Origin of the sequence: Tenacibaculum todarodis, assembly GCF_001889045.1 — a bacterium.
Lineage (GTDB): Bacteria > Bacteroidota > Bacteroidia > Flavobacteriales > Flavobacteriaceae > Polaribacter > Polaribacter todarodis.
In genome coordinates this window covers 3,001,935-3,019,213 of sequence record NZ_CP018155.1, presented here as the reverse complement: position 1 = coordinate 3,019,213, position 17,279 = coordinate 3,001,935, and the positions used below count along the sequence as shown (strand labels likewise).

The 17,279-nt window shown below is 30.8% G+C and carries 20 protein-coding genes and 1 other RNA gene; 10 read left to right on the top strand and 11 right to left on the bottom strand.

Going from position 1 to position 17,279, the window contains the following annotated elements; genetic code table 11:
* Positions 1–94 precede the first annotated feature (94 nt).
* The 6 genes from LPB136_RS14170 (at position 95) to LPB136_RS13660 (ending at position 2,913) form a co-directional block, all read left to right on the top strand.
* Positions 95–304: an alpha-2-macroglobulin family protein gene (locus LPB136_RS14170; RefSeq protein WP_072556853.1), complete on the top strand. Its 210-nt coding sequence runs from the start codon at positions 95–97 to the stop codon at positions 302–304.
* Between the two features lie 470 nt (positions 305–774).
* Positions 775–1,116 carry a hypothetical protein gene (locus tag LPB136_RS14165; protein WP_237267400.1) on the top strand — a complete coding sequence of 114 codons (342 nt, stop codon included), beginning with the start codon at positions 775–777 and terminating at the stop codon, positions 1,114–1,116.
* Entirely contained in the window at positions 1,095–1,436 is a 342-nt protein-coding gene (locus LPB136_RS14160) for a hypothetical protein (RefSeq protein ID WP_072556851.1), read from the top strand. The genes LPB136_RS14165 and LPB136_RS14160 overlap by 22 nt, the downstream gene beginning before the upstream one ends.
* Positions 1,394–2,005 carry a hypothetical protein gene (locus LPB136_RS14155; RefSeq protein ID WP_237267399.1) on the top strand — a complete coding sequence of 204 codons (612 nt, stop codon included), beginning with the start codon at positions 1,394–1,396 and terminating at the stop codon, positions 2,003–2,005. Before LPB136_RS14160 ends, LPB136_RS14155 begins: the two co-directional genes overlap by 43 nt.
* 13 nt (positions 2,006–2,018) lie before the next feature.
* Positions 2,019–2,429: an alpha-2-macroglobulin family protein gene (locus tag LPB136_RS14150; RefSeq protein WP_072556849.1), complete on the top strand. Its 411-nt coding sequence runs from the start codon at positions 2,019–2,021 to the stop codon at positions 2,427–2,429.
* Between the two features lie 37 nt (positions 2,430–2,466).
* Positions 2,467–2,913, top strand: coding sequence for a porin family protein (locus tag LPB136_RS13660; RefSeq protein ID WP_072554193.1), 447 nt, complete (start codon positions 2,467–2,469; stop codon positions 2,911–2,913).
* Between the two features lie 36 nt (positions 2,914–2,949).
* Here the strand turns inward: LPB136_RS13660 and LPB136_RS13655 are convergent, their stop codons facing one another.
* The 4 genes from LPB136_RS13655 to LPB136_RS13640 all read right to left on the bottom strand — a co-directional run bounded on the left by LPB136_RS13655 (position 2,950) and on the right by LPB136_RS13640 (position 6,617).
* Positions 2,950–3,306, bottom strand: a complete 357-nt coding sequence (locus LPB136_RS13655) for a TfoX/Sxy family protein (protein ID WP_072554192.1) — start codon at positions 3,304–3,306, stop codon at positions 2,950–2,952.
* On the bottom strand, positions 3,306–3,830 hold the full coding sequence (locus tag LPB136_RS13650) for a DUF4136 domain-containing protein (RefSeq protein WP_072554191.1): 525 nt from the start codon (positions 3,828–3,830) through the stop codon (positions 3,306–3,308). The genes LPB136_RS13655 and LPB136_RS13650 overlap by 1 nt, the downstream gene beginning before the upstream one ends.
* A gap of 190 nt (positions 3,831–4,020) precedes the next feature.
* Positions 4,021–5,523, bottom strand: a complete 1,503-nt coding sequence (locus LPB136_RS13645) for a S8 family peptidase (protein WP_072554190.1) — start codon at positions 5,521–5,523, stop codon at positions 4,021–4,023.
* 101 nt (positions 5,524–5,624) lie between these two features.
* Entirely contained in the window at positions 5,625–6,617 is a 993-nt protein-coding gene (locus LPB136_RS13640; RefSeq protein ID WP_072554189.1) for a M28 family peptidase, read from the bottom strand.
* A gap of 197 nt (positions 6,618–6,814) precedes the next feature.
* Here LPB136_RS13640 and LPB136_RS13635 point away from each other — a divergent pair, with 197 nt between their 5' ends.
* The 3 genes from LPB136_RS13635 (at position 6,815) to LPB136_RS13625 (ending at position 9,945) form a co-directional block, all read left to right on the top strand.
* Complete coding sequence (locus LPB136_RS13635) at positions 6,815–7,987, top strand: OmpA family protein (protein WP_072554188.1); 1,173 nt, start codon at positions 6,815–6,817, stop codon at positions 7,985–7,987.
* 141 nt (positions 7,988–8,128) lie between these two features.
* The gene (kdsA, locus tag LPB136_RS13630; RefSeq protein ID WP_072554187.1) at positions 8,129–8,947 is read left to right on the top strand and encodes a 3-deoxy-8-phosphooctulonate synthase; all 819 of its coding nucleotides are present in this window, start codon (positions 8,129–8,131) and stop codon (positions 8,945–8,947) included.
* 41 nt (positions 8,948–8,988) lie between these two features.
* The gene (locus LPB136_RS13625) at positions 8,989–9,945 is read left to right on the top strand and encodes a transglutaminase domain-containing protein (RefSeq protein WP_072554186.1); all 957 of its coding nucleotides are present in this window, start codon (positions 8,989–8,991) and stop codon (positions 9,943–9,945) included.
* Positions 9,946–9,948: 3 nt separating this feature from the next.
* Here LPB136_RS13625 and LPB136_RS13620 read toward each other — a convergent pair whose 3' ends face one another.
* From LPB136_RS13620 to LPB136_RS13610, 3 genes are read right to left on the bottom strand one after another with little or no spacing between them, the layout of a single operon-like run.
* On the bottom strand, positions 9,949–10,317 hold the full coding sequence (locus LPB136_RS13620; protein WP_072554185.1) for a DUF1801 domain-containing protein: 369 nt from the start codon (positions 10,315–10,317) through the stop codon (positions 9,949–9,951).
* Positions 10,317–10,532, bottom strand: coding sequence for a DUF3820 family protein (locus LPB136_RS13615; protein ID WP_072554184.1), 216 nt, complete (start codon positions 10,530–10,532; stop codon positions 10,317–10,319). The genes LPB136_RS13620 and LPB136_RS13615 overlap by 1 nt, the downstream gene beginning before the upstream one ends.
* Before the next feature lie 3 nt (positions 10,533–10,535).
* Complete coding sequence (locus tag LPB136_RS13610; RefSeq protein ID WP_072554183.1) at positions 10,536–11,744, bottom strand: NAD(P)-dependent oxidoreductase; 1,209 nt, start codon at positions 11,742–11,744, stop codon at positions 10,536–10,538.
* Between the two features lie 207 nt (positions 11,745–11,951).
* Between LPB136_RS13610 and ssrA the strand changes: the two genes are divergently transcribed.
* Positions 11,952–12,344: a transfer-messenger RNA gene (gene ssrA, locus LPB136_RS13605) on the top strand.
* A gap of 224 nt (positions 12,345–12,568) precedes the next feature.
* On the opposite strand, the gene LPB136_RS13600 is transcribed toward ssrA, so the two are convergent.
* The 4 genes from LPB136_RS13600 to LPB136_RS13585 all read right to left on the bottom strand — a co-directional run bounded on the left by LPB136_RS13600 (position 12,569) and on the right by LPB136_RS13585 (position 17,276).
* Positions 12,569–13,435 carry a viperin family antiviral radical SAM protein gene (locus LPB136_RS13600; RefSeq protein ID WP_072556848.1) on the bottom strand — a complete coding sequence of 289 codons (867 nt, stop codon included), beginning with the start codon at positions 13,433–13,435 and terminating at the stop codon, positions 12,569–12,571.
* A gap of 55 nt (positions 13,436–13,490) precedes the next feature.
* Positions 13,491–15,377, bottom strand: a complete 1,887-nt coding sequence (locus tag LPB136_RS13595) for a hypothetical protein (RefSeq protein WP_072556847.1) — start codon at positions 15,375–15,377, stop codon at positions 13,491–13,493.
* 92 nt (positions 15,378–15,469) lie between these two features.
* Positions 15,470–16,309, bottom strand: coding sequence for a GIY-YIG nuclease family protein (locus LPB136_RS13590; protein WP_072556846.1), 840 nt, complete (start codon positions 16,307–16,309; stop codon positions 15,470–15,472).
* A complete protein-coding gene (locus LPB136_RS13585; RefSeq protein ID WP_072556845.1) occupies positions 16,302–17,276 on the bottom strand; it encodes a hypothetical protein in 975 nt (324 codons plus the stop codon). Before LPB136_RS13585 ends, LPB136_RS13590 begins: the two co-directional genes overlap by 8 nt.
* Positions 17,277–17,279 lie beyond the last annotated feature (3 nt).

Here is a 17,279-nt window from a genome sequence, read left to right as displayed (position 1 = left end):
AATTAGATTCGGAGTTAGCTAATGTAAAAGCACGTAAAAACCTCCAAGAAACCGCCTTCTTTTTCCGCAGTTACAAACAGATAAAAAAGGAAACGTGAGTTTTAAATTTACAGCTCCAGAAGCATTAACACGTTGGAAATTGCAATTGTTAGCACATACAAAAACATTGCAATCGGCAACTAAAACATTAAAAGCAGTAACGCAAAAAGAGTTAATGGTTGTACCAAATGCACCTCGTTTTTTACGTGAAGGAGATAAAATTATCTTCAGTTCTAAAATCAGTAATTTAACAGAAAAATATTAAATGGTTTTGCGCAATTACAACTTACCAATGCAATTACTGGCGCAGAAATTAATACCGCTTTAAACAATTTAGAGAAAAACAAAAACTTTACAGTAGATAAAAACGGAAACACAAATGTTTCTTGGACATTATCAATTCCTGAAAACATTGGAGCAGTTCAATATAAAGTAATTGCAAAAGCTGGCGATTTTTCCGATGGAGAACAAAATGCATTGCCTGTTTTAACAAACAGAATGCTGGTTACAGAAAACGTTACCAATGTGGATTCGTTCAAATCAGACAAAAACATTTACGTTAGATAAGTTGAAGAATAACAGTTCATCAACATTAAGTAACCATAAATTAACGTTTGGAGATGACGTCTAATCCAGCTTGGTACGCAATACAAGCGTTACCGTATTTAATGGAATATCCATATGAATGTGCAGAGCAAACTTTCTCTAGATATTACGCAAATACGTTGGCTACGCATGTTGCAAATTCGAATCAGAAAATTCAAGAAGTTTTTACTCAATGGAAAATCTTCGGATGCTTTATTAAGTAATTTAGAGAAGAATCAAGAATTAAAATCGTTAATCATTCAAGAAACGCCTTGGTTGCGTGATTCGCAATCGGAAACGGAACAAAAGAAACGAATTGCGTTGTTGTTCGATTTATCGAAAATGAAGGATGAGCAATCAAAATCTATTAAGAAGTTACAAGAAATTCAGATGAATTCTGGTGGTTTCCCTTGGTTTAAAGGCGGAAGATATCCGAGTGCTTTTTATTACAAACTACATTGCTTCTGGTTTTGGGGCATTTACAAAAATTAGGTGTAACAGATTTAGACAAAGACACACAACAAATGCTTGATAAAGCTGTTCAATTTTTGGATGAAGAAATTGTTGAAAAATATGACGATTTATTAAAAAGAGCTGCAAAAATTAAAGCTAAAAACGGTCAGAAAAAGTATGAGGAATTCTTAAAACAAAATCATCTAAGTTATTTCGCTTTACAATATTTATACATGCGTAGTTTTTATATTGATAAACAATTCAACAAGAAAACCAGAGAAGCTGTTGATTATTATACACAACAATCTGCAACTTATTGGAACGATTACAACTTGTACGCAAAGGGCAAATTGCATTGATTCAGTTTAGAACTGGAGAAAAATCTATTGCCAATAAAATTGTAAAATCGCTAGAAGAAAATAGTATTACTTCTGATGAATTAGGAATGTATTGGAAAGAAAACACTGCTGGTTATTACTATTATCAAGCACCTGTAGAAACACAAGCATTGATGATTGAAACGTTTTCTGAAGTTGGTGTCATTCCGAATGAGCCTGAAAGTGCGAAGAGGAATCTGAATAATATCGATAATCTAAAAATCTGGCTGCTAAAGAATAAGCAAACAAATAGTTGGAAAACTACCAAAGCAACATCTGAAGCTGTATATGCATTATTATTAAACGGAAGCGATTGGATTTCTATAACTGATATGGTTGATATTAATTTAGGTGATATAAAAATTGAACCTTCAAAAATGAAAGACATTGCAATAGAAGCTGGAACTGGTTATTTTAAAACGTCGTGGAATGCACAAGAAATTACACCAAAAATGGCAGATGTAACAATTGCTAAAAAAGGAAATGGAATTGCTTGGGGCGGTTTGTATTGGCAATATTTTGAAGATTTAGACAAAAATAACCTCAGCTGAAACTCCTTTAAAATTGAAGAAAAAACTATTCTTAAAAGTAAATTCAGATACAGGAAAAGAATTACAAGAAATTAAAGAGAATACCGAATTAAATATAGGTGATTTAATTACTGTTCGCATAGAACTACGTGTAGATAGAGCAATAGAATTTATTCATATGAAAGACATGCGAGCTTCTGGAGTAGAACCTATAAATGTTTTATCCCAATATAAATGGCAAGATGGTTTGGGATATTATGAAAGTACAAAAGATGCGGCAACAAATTTCTTTTTTGATCGTTTACCTAAAGGAGTCTATGTTTTTGAATACGATGTTCGTGTAAATAATGCTGGTAACTTTAGCAACGGAATTACAACAATACAAAGCATGTATGCTCCAGAATTTAGTAGTAATAGTGAAGGAATTAGAATTAATGTAAAATAGCGTTGTATATTTGCAACCTCATATTAAAAATACAATTATGAAAAAAATACTTTTAAGTTTAGGATTAATTATCGCAGGAGCTTTTTCTGCAAATGCACAAGATATTTCTGAAAACGCAATCGGTTTACGCTTTAGTGGTGGAAACGGAGTTGGTGGAGAAATTACCTACCAAAGAGCATTAGGAGAAAACAATCGTTTAGAAATTGATTTAGGTTTGGCTAATGAATTTACAAATTTTAAAGCAACTGGTTTATACCAATGGGTTTGGAATTTAGAAGACAAGTTTAACTGGTACGCTGGTGCTGGTGGTGGAATAGTTTCAGCTGGAGGAACTGGAATTTATGCTGCAGGTGTTGTTGGTATTGAATATGATTTTGATACTCCAATATTACTTTCTGTAGATTACAGACCAGAAATTGGAATTTCTGGAGGTTTAAGCGGTTTAAATTCTGATGTTGCACTTTCTGTAAAATATCAGTTTTAAGAAAACTCTTATTACAATATAAAAAAATCCTCTAAATTAACTTTTAGAGGATTTTCTTTTTTTACTTGCTTTTGCTAACGGATTAAAGTCTAATGCTAGTTGCAACCAATAATGTAAATCGTCTTCCAAATCTATGGCTTCATCACTTAAATAAACAAATCCTTTCATTTTTTTTCCTGTAAAGTCCATTGGTTTACAACCTTCCTTTAATATAGATTTTTCAAAAATATCAGGATTAATTCTAGCCATGATTTGGTCTTTCATTACTCCAACACACATTTTATTGTCTATCATAAAAACAAATCCGCCAAACATTTTTTTAGCATTAAAATGAATACTTTTTTCTCTAAAAAACTGAGCTACTCTATCAACTAAAAACTCATTATAGGCCATTATTTTTTCTTTTTTGGAGGGAATTCAGAAAACACTTTTGGTAGTAAAGATTGATAATGTTTAGTTCTTTCTTCTGGTGCTGCTTTTACTTTTAATAAACTTTCTGAAATAGATTGCCAGAATAGTTGATCTTCTTTTGCAGAAACAAAATCTATTGTTAATTGCTGTAACCTTTTTTCTGCACCAAGTGAAATACCGGTTGAAACACCAATTCCAAATCCGCCATTTCCTCCTCCAATTCCAACTCCTACATTATTGTCTTCTTCTTTTTCTAATTCTTTAGATGAATAATTAATATAAAAATCTGGTGTTTCTGATAATTTTAAACCTTGTTTATTAAGTGTATTTTCTATAGTTGATTCTATTCTTTTTATATCAAAATCGTTTAATCCTTTTCCTGCATCACTAAAAAAATTAAAGGTTTTATATGTTGTAAAATCTTCTTGTGTATCATAATCATATACAATTTTTGGTGATGAACAGGCTACAACTAAGAATAGTAAAAGGTATTTTAAATGTTTCATTTTTTTCTTTTTTTATTGATTGCTCGGTTTTGCGTTAGGGATTGTAATGACATCCTTTTTTTGTTTTTCTCAAAAAAAGATATAATGGAAAGCCCGCTCGAACGCCCAAATATAAAGCAAAAATTATTCCATAAAAATAAAAAAAGTCTTGCAATTTCTTACAAGACTTTTAGGTTCAGTTAGTTGTTTATTATTGAACCGCCTCCAAAGCGTCTATGTTTCCATAGCCATATTTAGAGTGTTTACTTGGATAAAAATCTGCAGATTGCTTCATTTTATTTAATACTTGTGTGCGCGACCAAGTTGGGTGTTTTGCCCAAACCAACGCTGCAATACCTGCTGTTGTTGCCGTTGCCACAGAAGAACCGCCTACATAATCTGCTTGACCGTTATAATAACTTAAAACTGGCACTTTATTACTTGTACCATTTGTACGTTGCATTTGTACCGTAAAATCTATTTTAGAACCTGTATGACAAACATCACATTTACTGTATTGACCTTCTTTTACACCTGTTACAGCTACCGTTTCGCTCATACTTGCTGGAAAAATTACTCCGTACCAAGTTGTAAAACTTGTTGATGTTCCGCCTGCTGCAATTATCATTTTCCCTTTACCATACGCATATCTTACGGCATCTTTTACTTTACCAATACTAAATGGAGAACCTATTGACATAGAAATTACTTTTACATCGCTACGTTTTCCTAAAGCTGTTAAAGCTTCTGAAACTCCTCTTTTTTCGTGATAATCGTTAATTATTACATTTTCTACTGCTCTATAAGAAACTAAATTTGCATTGTAAGCTACACCAACTGGTAAATTGTTATTATTTCTTGGCGCAGTTGCTACTGATGCCATGCTTGTCCCATGACCACATTTATCGTGCACACCGTCGTAATTATTAGACCAAGACCACCAAGAATCTACAAAGGTTCCATATTTTTGAACAAATCTTCCTGAAGAATCTCCATCGTTAAAATCTTGGTTCATTAAGCTTTGTTGAGGAGATAATCCTGAATCTACTACAGCTACAGTTACACCTGCTCCTGTACTATGATTCCATGCTGCAGGAATGTTATGTGCATCAAAAGACCAAGGAACTCTTGATCCTGGGGCTATAGTTCTATAATCTGCTGAAGATAAAGTTGAAGACTCATAACCGCAACCAGAACCAGATGAAGAACTAGAAGAACGAGCTTGTACTTCTTGCTCATTAAAATAATCATATCCTGTTGGTTCTATGTATCTAACTCTTCCTTGTTTTAATAATTTTTCTACAGTTGCAAAGTTTTTAATTTGAATATCAAATACATTTATATCTTCATGTGAAAATATTTCTGCTTCACTCCTAGCTTTTGTATTACTTAGCTCTTCCGTTTTGTAAATAACATTTAGAATATCATCTTTTACATCTTTTGAAGATGATGATTTAGCAAATTCATCAGAAGAATAACCATAACCAATTGTTAGAATTCCATCACCTAATTTAACAGCACTATAAATAGTTTTTGCATCGGCTTTTGACCAATCGAAATCTCCTGTAGTTTGAAGTGAATTATCTATAATTTTATTGATATCAGCTCTTGAAAGTAGTTCTTGATTATCTATTGTTTGTTGTTCTAGAATTTCATCATTAGAACATGAAGCAATAAGTAATAGTAAAGTTAATGCGTAAAGTAGTTTTTTCATAATTGAGGGTTTTAAATTAAAATCTCACGAATATAATAAAAATATTGTGAAAATTTTAACAATTTAAAAAATAACCAATACTAAAAATGCGAATTACGCAATTACTCTTTTATTACTACTCTTGTTGGTGTGTCTTTTCCGTTAATAATACTTTCAGTTCCTTTTGCAACTGCCTGTATAGTTTGGGTAACCACAGTCATGTTTAAAGTTGCTGCTTCGTCAGATACTTTATGATAATCTTTATCTACATCAATTGGTGTTGTAGAAAATGTATGAGATGGAACTCCTAAGCGCGCTAAAGAAGCATTGTCTGATCTAAAAAATAAATTAAATTTTTTATATGGATCTGGAAATAATTGATAACCTGTTCCTTCTAAGTTTTTCTGAATTATTTTACCAAAATCAGAACGTTCAAAACCTGTTAACCATGCAGTATTTGGCCCAAAACTTGGTGTTTTACCAATCATTTCTAAATTAATTCCAGCAACAAATTTAGAAGCATCAATTCCTTTTCCAAATTCTGTAGAACCAATTAAGCCCATTTCTTCACCTGTAAAAGCCGCAAAAACAATTGTCCTTTCGTTTCCAACGCTTTTAAAATATTCGGCTAACACTAAAACTCCTGCTACACCAGAAGCATCATCATTTGCTCCATTAAAAATTAAATCTCCTTCACCATCTTTTTTCATTCCTAAGTGATCGTAATGTGCAGAAACTATTACAATTTCTTCCTTTTTACTTTTACCTTCTAAAACACCTATAATATTACTACTCGTAATATCTTCTCCTGTTCTTCTATTTTTAAATGTAAATGTTTGACGATAATCTGCCAAGTCTTTAAACGTTTTTAAACCAATACGTTTAAACTCATTTTCTATATAAACTGCTGCTTTTTCTATTCCTGGAGTTCCTGTTCCTCTTCCTTCCATATCATCAGAAGCTAAAGTATACAAGTGTTTTCTTACCGTTACACTATCTATTGTAGCTTGTGCTTTTTCTACAACGTTAGATTTCTTTTGACTGGTTACACTTTTAGTTTCTTTACAAGAAATAAAAACTACTAAGGCACTTAAAATTAATGTGATTTTTTTCATTTTGAATACATTTTTAAAAGGTTAAAGATAGCTAATTAAAATACGTGTTTTTGAAGATTTTCACCTCAACAATAAAACAACTTTTTTCTTAACATTAAAGCATTAAAATTTACAAAAAAAATAATAAAATTTAACATAGTCAATGTTAACATTATAGCTATCTTTGCGCCTCGAAAATTTTTTTAAATAAAATAATTATGAAAAAAATAGTATTATTATTAGTTGTAGTATTCTGTACAATGACAGAAGCTAACGCACAAGAATTTAATCAATGGTCTATAGATTTAGGTGTTGGTGTACACAAACCAGTTTTCCCATTGTCTTCTGGATATGGAACTGATACTCCAGATTTTTGGCAAGCAAATATTGGTGGAAGATACATGATTAACGAAAAATTTGGTTTACGTGTAGATTTCGGATTTAATCAATTTTCTGAAGCTGACGGAGGAAAGCCTTTTGACACTGATTATTATAGAGGAACTATAGAAGGTGTTGTTAATGCAGGTGAAATCTTAGGATTTAGAGACTGGACGCAAAGAATTAACTTATTAATTCATGGTGGTGTTGGTTTATCTGACCTTAAAGCTTACCAACCTAATGCTCCAAAGGACAGAATGATAAATGTTGTTTTTGGTGTAACTCCACAAGTTAAATTAACAGATCGTGTTGCTTTATTCTTAGACGCTTCTGTTGTTGGTCATTTATACCAAAATATATCTTTTGATGGAAATGGAAGAACTTCTCGTAATGGTTTTAATGGTGGTTTATTTAATGCTTCAGTAGGTCTTAACATCTACTTAGGTAAAGAAAAAACTCATGCAGATTGGTATGTTGAATCTAACGAACCTACTGTTGAAGAAACTAACGAGTTAACGGCTTTAGAAAATCGTTTAAAAACTGCTGAAGCTAAAATTGCTAAATTAACAGGTGTTAAAAGCGATTATAACAAAGCTGCTTTAGTTACTGAATTAGATAATAGATATTCTAAAAAAGGAAAAACTACTGTTGCTCCTAAAGTAGATTTTATTAAAGAATTATTAAACAAAGGGTATGAAAATGTATATTTTGACTTTGGTAAAAGTACTATCCAAAAATATTCTTTAGAAGCTGTTAACTATGTAGCTAAATACTTAACTGAAAACCCTTCTACTAAAGTTGAATTAACTGGTTATGCAGATGAGTTAGGTAGCACAAATAGCAACCAATCTTTATCAACAAAAAGAGCAAAAAAAGTATACGATGTATTAGTTGCAGCGGGTATTTCTTCAAATAGATTATCATACAATGGTAAAGGTGAAGATACTTCTGTAAACAAGAACTCAGAAGAAGCTAGACAATTAGTAAGAAGAGTATCTTTTACAATTAAATAATTATTATAGCATAAAATTCTTATAATTTAGCCGCATTCATTTAATTGAATGCGGTTTTTTTTATGCTTTTTTTAAAAATTGATTTTAATATCAATTTAATAGAGCTAATTAAAATTTGTATTTTTGCATAAAATATTTACAATGAATTTATCTTTAGTTCCAAATATAAAACACACAGATTCTAATAATTTTTTTTTACTTGCTGGTCCTTGTGCCATAGAAAGTGAAGATATGGCAATGCGTATTGCTGAAAAAGTAATTTCTATTACAGATAAATTAGAGATTCCTTATATTTTTAAAGGAAGTTTTAAAAAAGCTAATAGAAGTAGAATTGATAGTTTTACCGGAATTGGAGATGAAAAAGCCTTAAAAATTTTACGTAAAGTTTCTGAGACTTTTAACGTGCCAACAGTTACCGATATTCATGAAGTGTCTGATGCTGCTTTAGCTGCTCAATATGTAGATGTTTTACAAATTCCTGCTTTTTTAGTTCGGCAAACCGATTTAGTAGTTGCGGCTGCAAAAACTGGTAAGGTTGTTAATTTAAAGAAAGGACAATTTATGAGTCCAGCTGCCATGCAACACGCGGTTCAAAAAGTAAAAGATAGTGGCTCTGATAAAGCTTGGATAACCGATAGAGGAACTATGTTTGGTTACCAAGATATGATTGTTGATTTTAGAGGAATTCCTGAAATGAGAGAATTTGCTCCTACAATTTTAGATGTTACACATTCTTTACAACAACCAAATCAAACAAGCGGTGTTACAGGTGGAAGACCAGACATGATTGAAACTATTGCACGTGCTGGAGTTGTAAATAACGTAGATGGTTTGTTTATTGAAACGCATTTTGACCCTGCAAACGCAAAATCTGACGGAGCAAACATGTTAGATTTAAACTACTTAGAGAAATTATTAACTAATTTGGTTGCTATTAGGAAAACTGTGAATAATTTATAGGCACAATTTTTGCTCAACAAAGTTGTTATATAATTTCAAATATGAAACAACTTTTCTTTTTCTTTTTTCTGATTACAATTTCTACTGCTGATGCACAATATTTTAGTACCGTTGATGCAAAAGTAAAAAGTTACCCTAAATTTATTTCTGCTGAAAAATTAGCCGACTTAATTTCAGAAGATTTTAATTCAGACACAGAAAAAGTAAGAGCTACTTATATTTGGTTAACACAAAACATCCGTTATGATTTAGCCGAATATTACAGCCCGACTAAAACCAGCTACTCATTTAGTTATTCTTCGGAAGAGGAAAAGCAGCAAAAAATAACAACGTTAAATAATCAAATTGTTTCTGAAACACTTTCTTCTAAAAAAGCTGTTTGCGAAGGTTACGCAAGAGTTTTCGCTAAAATCTGTACACTTCTTAAAATAGAAAATGAATTTATAAAAGGTTATATAAGAAACTCACCTCAAGAAATAGGAATACCTATTTTTAACGCAAATCATGCTTGGAATGCAGTAAAAATTAATGATGAATGGCGCTATTTTGATGCAACTTGGGGAGCTGGACACGAAGAAAACGGAAAATGGAAACGTAGTTTTACGAATTACTTTTTTGATATTCCGACGGAAAAATTATTCTTTACTCATTTCCCTGAACAAACTATTTGGCAATTGAGAGTAAAAAGATTAAGTAAAACAGCATTTTACAAGCAACCTATATATAATCACAAGTTTTTGAACACTAACTTAACTTTAGTTTTCCCAACAAGTGGAGTTATTAAGAAAAACAAAGAAGGTTATATTGAATTTCAGATTAAAAATTTAAAGAGTACTCAAAAAGTATTTGTTGGTTTTAAAGGTAGTAGATACTCTCAAAAACCAAAAATAAATTTTAAAGAGTCAACTGGTTTTATTAAAATAATTCCTCCTAAATCAAGCAAAGAAGCTTATTTAATTATTGACGGTAATGTAGTTTTGGAGTTTTTAATTCAGTAAAAACTATCTTTTATAAAACCCTTTGTGGCTGTGTAAGCTAACTTCTTTTAATACTTTTAAAAGAAGCTCATTATCAACATCTTCAATTGAAGTATAACGTAACGATTTTACAACAGTTCTACCTTCTGAGACCATAACATCTGAATATTCTTCTAGAATATTTTTAGCCCAAAAACCAACATCTACAAATCCTTTTTTGAGAGAAGCATTTATATAACATAATTGATGTCCATTTAAATAATAGACTGGTATTTTCCATTTAAATTTTAACTCAACTTCTGGAAAGTTTGTTTCTATTACAATTTGCAAATGCAATAAAATAGATTTAAAAGGTTCTGGGCGTGTTAAGATATATTCTTCAGCGGGTTTCATTATGCTCTTACTTTTCTAAGAATATCTTCTAATCCGTTTAGTTTTAATTCATAAACAAAACCCATCATTTTCCCGAGTTTCCCTTTTGGAAAACCATGGTTTTTATACCAAACAATATATGCTTCTGGAACGTCTGACAAATACACACCTTTGTATTTACCGTAAGGCATTTTCATTTTGGCTGTATCTATTAAAAATTGTTTGTCTTGAAGCATGAATTATTCTTTTCCGTCTACATAATCTTGTAAATAACTATATCTTTCTGAAAGTTTTCCTCCCGAAGTTGTCATTTTTGCGCGAGCTAAAATTCCGTCTTTATCTTTATTGTAAAATGCTGCTATTACATGTTTTAAAAACATCTCTCCAAAACCTTCACTTGCGTCTTTTGGTAATTCACATGGTAAATTATCTACTGCCATTACTGTAATTGCATTTTCATCTTTAAAAGTTGTTTCGGTTTCTGTTTGTGGATTATAACCATAAAAAGGATCTGCAATTGTTGAAGCTCTTAATGTTGAAGCTACTGGGCCATCTACATCACAAGAAATATCGGCTACATATTTTATATTAAAATCGGTATGTTTTGCATCTTCTCTAGTGAATAAATATGGTGCATCATTTCCGTAAAAATGACCTGCAATAAAATAATCTGTTTCTTTTGCGTACGGCATAAAATTACTTTCGTAACCTGTTGGGTCTTTGTAAAAAGCAAACTTCTCTCCTACTTTACCGTCTTTACGTTTTGCGTATTCCATAACATCTGCCATGCAATAAACTGGTTCTGTAAATTTTGAAGTTAAATACAAAGCATCTGAAACTTGCTTAATACCTAAATGATCTAAAATTTCTTTTGCACCATAAGCAACTTTTCCTGTACCGGTTAGCAAGATTTTTAAATTTGGAAGTGTAATTTTATCTAGTTCGGCTTTTACAGCATCTAAATCTGGTAAGTTTTCTACTTTTGGTAAGCTGAAGGTGTTTTCTCTTAAACCTATTGCTCTAAATCCGTTATAAGCACCTACTAAACCTGCATAACGTCCAAAACCGATTAAACGTGCTCCGTTTTCTTTTGTAATGGTTTCGTGATCAAACAGCTCTATATTTTTGTCTAACATCGCTTTTAACAACTTTCTATTATAAGGTTGTTTTTTTATGGTGTGACTGAAGAAAAAATATTTCTTATTAGGTATTAAATTTTCTAACGGAACTTCTTTTACACCTAACAAAACATCGCAATTTGTAACATCTTCTGTTACTGTAAATCCTGCTTTTTTATATTGTTCGTCTGAAAAAATACGGATATCTGAACTTTCTACCACAATTTCTGCTTCTGGAAATTGTTGTTGCATTTCTTGTAATTTTTCTGGTGAAAATACTACGCGTCTATCTGGTGGATTTTTACGTTCTTTTATAATTCCGAATTTCATACTGTCTGTTTGTTTTTGAAGTGTGGCGAATTTACTGTTTTTTATAGGTTTGTACAAACGTGTTTTGTTATCTTTGTTGCCCGCAAATAAGTTGCGTTAGGGATTGAACGGTTTGTTTGAGCTCGTTGAGGCACGAAACAGCGAGTAGTGAAAGCCCGCTCGAACGCCCAAAAAAACAGGCACAACTTTTGCTTTCTTTGACATATTGGGGACGACTGGTTTTGACAGCAAGACCAGGGATAACGTAAGCATACCGAGGACTGAAATGATGCTCGTAAAACTTATTTCAACAATTTAAACGGCGAGAATAACTACGCTTTAGCTGCTTAATCCGAATCATAGTAGGATTGGCCTAGGCACACAAGGTGTGCAAGCTTTATGTCCACGAACAGCCTTGGTTTATGGCGTTTCACTTTTGGGCATCGTAAAAATAAACATAGAAAACTTGACGCTTTGGCAGGTTTTTGAAACTAAAGAAGATAAGCTAATAACAGATTGTTCTTAATCAGTTTTTAGACGAAAATTAAGAAAGAACTAAGTATGTAGAAAGCTTTTGAACTGCTTGTTTGGACCCGAGTTCGATTCTCGGCGTCTCCACTTTTAACCCTGTAAATAGCTTATTTACAGGGTTTTATTTTTTAAGGTGTCAATTTAGGTGTACAAAATGTTTTTATCTACAGGCTAAATTACCTCACCTTTAAACAATTCAATATAGACAAAATTTGAATTAAAAATCACACTAATTCTTACAAAAGAAGAATTTTCTCAAAAAGCTATAAAACATACTTTAAAAAAAATTATAAACTTCATTACCTCTTAAAATGCTAATTATTATACCAATCATAAATACCGCCTCTTGATTTAAATTTATAAAAATCATAATTCATTGTTTTTAAAGCTTCTTGAATACCAACTTCTAAAATTGGTTTACTGTAATTATGTATCCCTTGTGCATTATCAAAAAAACGTCCTGCAGGATCTACCATAACATAACTTCCTTTTATCTCTTCATTTGATTCTGGAACAATAGCTTTTAAGTCTTTATGTGTATTAAAAAAATAATTATACTCCTTTGTTGTAATTTTAAATTCTTCAATTTTATTATCATTTTGTCCAACTATTGGCAATACTTGTAGTACTTTCCAACGTTGTGGGTTAGCGTATTCAATAAAATCGGTTAGATCATCTTTATAGTTTACCTTATTAACCACCGTATTAATCTTTAAACCATAGCCATACTTTTTAATAGTATCCACTAAATCATAATAATACGCTTTGCTTAATGGTTTTTTCCCTGTAATTGCTCTACCTATTTTAATATTGCTTTCATCCTCTAAACTATCTACACTTAGAGCAATCCAATCTAAATACGGTTTGTTATCTATTAAAAACTCGTCAGTTAACTTACTACCATTAGTTACTAGCATAGTAGTCATACCTAATTGTTTTGCTGTTTTAATTAAATTCGGCAACCATTTACAAAGCAAAGGTTCTCCTCCTGCGAAGGTTATTTTTTCAAACCCTGCTGCTGCTATTTTTTTGACAACCTCTAAAGCCTCAACTTCTGGCAAATGCCCTTTTGGTAAGATTGTCTGTTTTACGTCTTGAAATGTTGCAAAGCAAAATTTACAACGCATATTACATGGTTCCCATAAATGGAAATTAACACTTGGAATAAAATTATAATTCATAATAATAGAGTTAAGATTAGGCCTTAAAACCTCTCTAAATTATGTTTTCCTAAATTTATTTTTCTATTCGATTTATTAACTCCGCTAAAGATGAAAAATACATTTTTTGCAACTGTAATAATTCTTGATAATTTACACGTCGAACATTTTGTTCCTCTACACCTATTTTTTCCATAGCAGTAGTTACATACCACAACTTTATTTTTCTTTTTTCACCCTTATTAACAATATGCTCATGAGCTTTCTTTAGTTGGCTAATTGCTTTTCTATCTTGAGGAACTTGAGAAGCTAATTGTCTTAAATCTGTTTTTTGAGAGGTACGTTTTAATTGCATTAAAACAATGTATTCATTATCTTCTAGAATAACATCTGCATCTCCATTAGAATCTCCATTACACTCTTGCCAATTAGTTTCTGATTTCCACACACCATCATTTCTAGTTAAATTATTATGCAATATTTTCTCAATAATATTGCCTTCATTGGGTTTATAATTTTTCAATATACTTTCTGTAATTGCATATAAACCTGTAAATGCACTAATTATACTGATAGGAGAAATAACCAATTGCCCTAGTTTTATAAAAGGTTTTTGCCATAATGATAAGAACAAATTAAAAGGATCAAATGTTTTACTACTCCACTTAAAAGAAAAATCATTAGTTAAACAATTCATTTGCTTAATTGTTATAGAATCACCAAACCTATCAGACATATCACTTAGCGAAACAATATTATAAGCAAAAATCGGCTCCATAATCTTTTTAGTTTGAAGTAATCTGTAATTAACAGCTTCTTGGTAGGTCATTTGAAAAGAAAAATCCTTTAACGCGAAAAGTGGTTTTTCAATTCGTTCATATACATTTCTAGCATGAGTATTTAAAAATGAAATAACATTCTTAATTTTTGGTCTTCCCTCTGGCATGTCTTTATCTAACAACCCCAAATCTTTAACCGCTAATTCAATCCCAAATCTTTTGGCCTTAGTATTTCTATTTTCTTCCTTTGCATGATTATTAGCATATTCTATTTTACCTTCACTTTCTAAGACAGAAAAATATTCATCACCACGACTGTAGTAATAATTCTCATTTAAAATATATCGTTCTCCATCTTTTTCCCATTTTTTATTATATTCTTCATTTTCAATAAAGTAAAACTCACCTAAACTCATTTCCTTCATTTCTAACCCATCCTCGAGAGCGTATCTTATAATATTCTCCCTTACTTGTATGTATTTATTTCCTAAATCGAATAAGCACTCTTGCCTATTACTATTTAAAAATGAGTAATATTTTTTAAAAATATCATCTTTCTCTGGAGTAATGGAGAAATCTAAAATATTTAAATGCTGTATATAAGCAATTAGAACGCTTAAAACTTCACCTGCATATTGCATATCTAATTGACTTTTAGTTTCAAAAAAACGCTTTTCAAATGCAACAATCAGATTTATTAATATATCTAAACCTGAACTCTTATTATTTTCAAAATATTGAATAACTGGATTCCAATAATCATTGTGTTGTTGGTACCAAAATTGCCAATAGCTCAACTCTACTTTTAAGTTTTGGGGGAGGAATTTTAAATTCTCTAAAAAGATTAACCGTTCTAAGTCTAAAAAACTAAAAGATTTTTTTACACCGTTCAAGTAAACTTCAGATACATTATTTAGCAACAAACCCTCAAATGATTCTGCAAACCAACGTTTTGAGAAATAGTACTCAATTAATAAATTAGAATTGGGTTTATTAATCCAGTTAGGGTTAAGTAGAATAAGAAAGTCTGAGAAAAATTCTTTAGAAAGAACAATTCCTTTCTTATTTTTTGTTATCCATAGATAAAACTCTTCTATAGGCAACTCCCAAGCAATAGTATATGCTTTATGCTTATCACCCTTTTCCCAGGCAATTTTAGCATTTTTTTTAATAATATGATTCATTATAAAACAATTTAAAGTTATCGCTTAAACGATGTTGTTTAAAAATGAATTACATCAAAGATATATAAAAAAAACATTAGTTTTAAAATTAATTAATTCCTTTTTAATTCATCCAATGTTTTACCATCTTTATTTTTCCATTTAGTCCAACCATTTGCATTTCTACCTAATAATGCCGCAGCAGCTGCACTTGGTGAATTAAAGATATAATCTTGTTGAAATATTAAATGCTCACTACTTAAGGTAACTATATTCTCATTCAATAGTTTTTTTCTTAGAACATCTACCCATTTACCTGCGCCATCTGTAATCCTATTTGTAGCCATACTATCTTTATAAACTAAAAATCCGTCGTCAATTAATTCTCCTTTTCCAGAGGAATTTTTACCTGTGCAATAAAAGAGTTCTTTAGGGCTTTTCGCTTTTCGTTTCTCTTCAAAGATTGGATATCCTAAAGTTGCTAATAATATTTTGGCTGTATCAAAATTATCTAACAAATCATACTCTCTACTTTCGCTTATAGAAGGCTTTTTAGAACCCGTATCGTTATCTGTAATATACCTACCAATTTCTTTTGCTTTAGCTAAACAATAATGCTCTAAGTACTTCCCATCTGTTTTCGTGTACTCATCTGTTTTTGTTGTTATGATGACACAATGTGTCCAAAAGTCTTTTTTACGGTTATGCGATTGTATACGTGTAAAACAATCTTCGCCTTCTCCAATATACACTATAGGTTTTGCACCATCTTCGGTACTACCAAACAAAAAATACACGCCTGTAAAATGTACCATGTCTCGTTTGACTACTTCTTGCATTTTATTTCTTGGAAATAAAATAGCTTTTACTAATCTATTGGTTATTTCTGCTTCACGTATACTTGTTGGCGAACCGTCTGGTAAAAATATTTGTATGGTTTGTGGTCTAGTCATATTTGTTTTTTATTATTCCGAGTTCATCAGCTATATCTCTAGTAAGTTTAGATAGAGGTCTATTTTCATCTTTAACCAAATCAAACTCTTTCCCAAAAGCTAATAAATAGGCATCTTCAAAATTATTTAGTAATTTAGGATAGCTATTTTGTAAGTCTTTTAAATAAGAATCTGAAAAAACTCGACGTTTATTAATAATGTCATTTAGCTCCTGTGAATGAATCGAGTATTGTTCTTTTAATCTAAATAGCTTAATATTTTTTTTAGCTTTTTTATTATGCTCATCAGTTCCAAGAAAAAGAAAATCGACGACAGGTTTTCCTTTACCAATTATATCTTTATAATTATTCGGAAGAAATGTGAATACAGTATTATTATCAAAACCTTCTTTATATGGATATATGTTATTTTCTATTGAGGTTTCTTTTGCTTTTTTTGCATTTCTATTACAAATCACACAACATGGAATTAAGTTGAAAAAAGAAAAGCGCAAATAAGGATAAGTAGATTTTGGCATAAAGTGATCAAAATCTCCTCTAACAAATTTTTTACTATCATCGCCTACCGTTGTAATGTATGTTCTATTACAATAAACACAGGTATTTACATCAATCTCTATTGCTGTTTGATAAGCTTTCCAAGAATATTGTGCTTCATAAAATAAGACTGAATTTAGAGCTTTCTTGAATGGAGTATATTTTTTATTTATTGTTTGATAATTATTTTCACATAAATCGTGTAATTCATCTTTAAATTTAATAATCAAATCATCTAAAGACAAAGTAATTAAATCTTTAATTTCTTTTTCAAGGAAGTCACCAAAAGGTTTGTTTGTTTTATCTGTAACAAAAGTATTTAATACTGCTTTATTGTCTTCAATTTTTAATTCAATTTTATCTTTAATCCTTTTATAAAAAAGATTACTTAGACTCTCTAAATCACGATTTTCCGATTTTAAACTAATCATAGG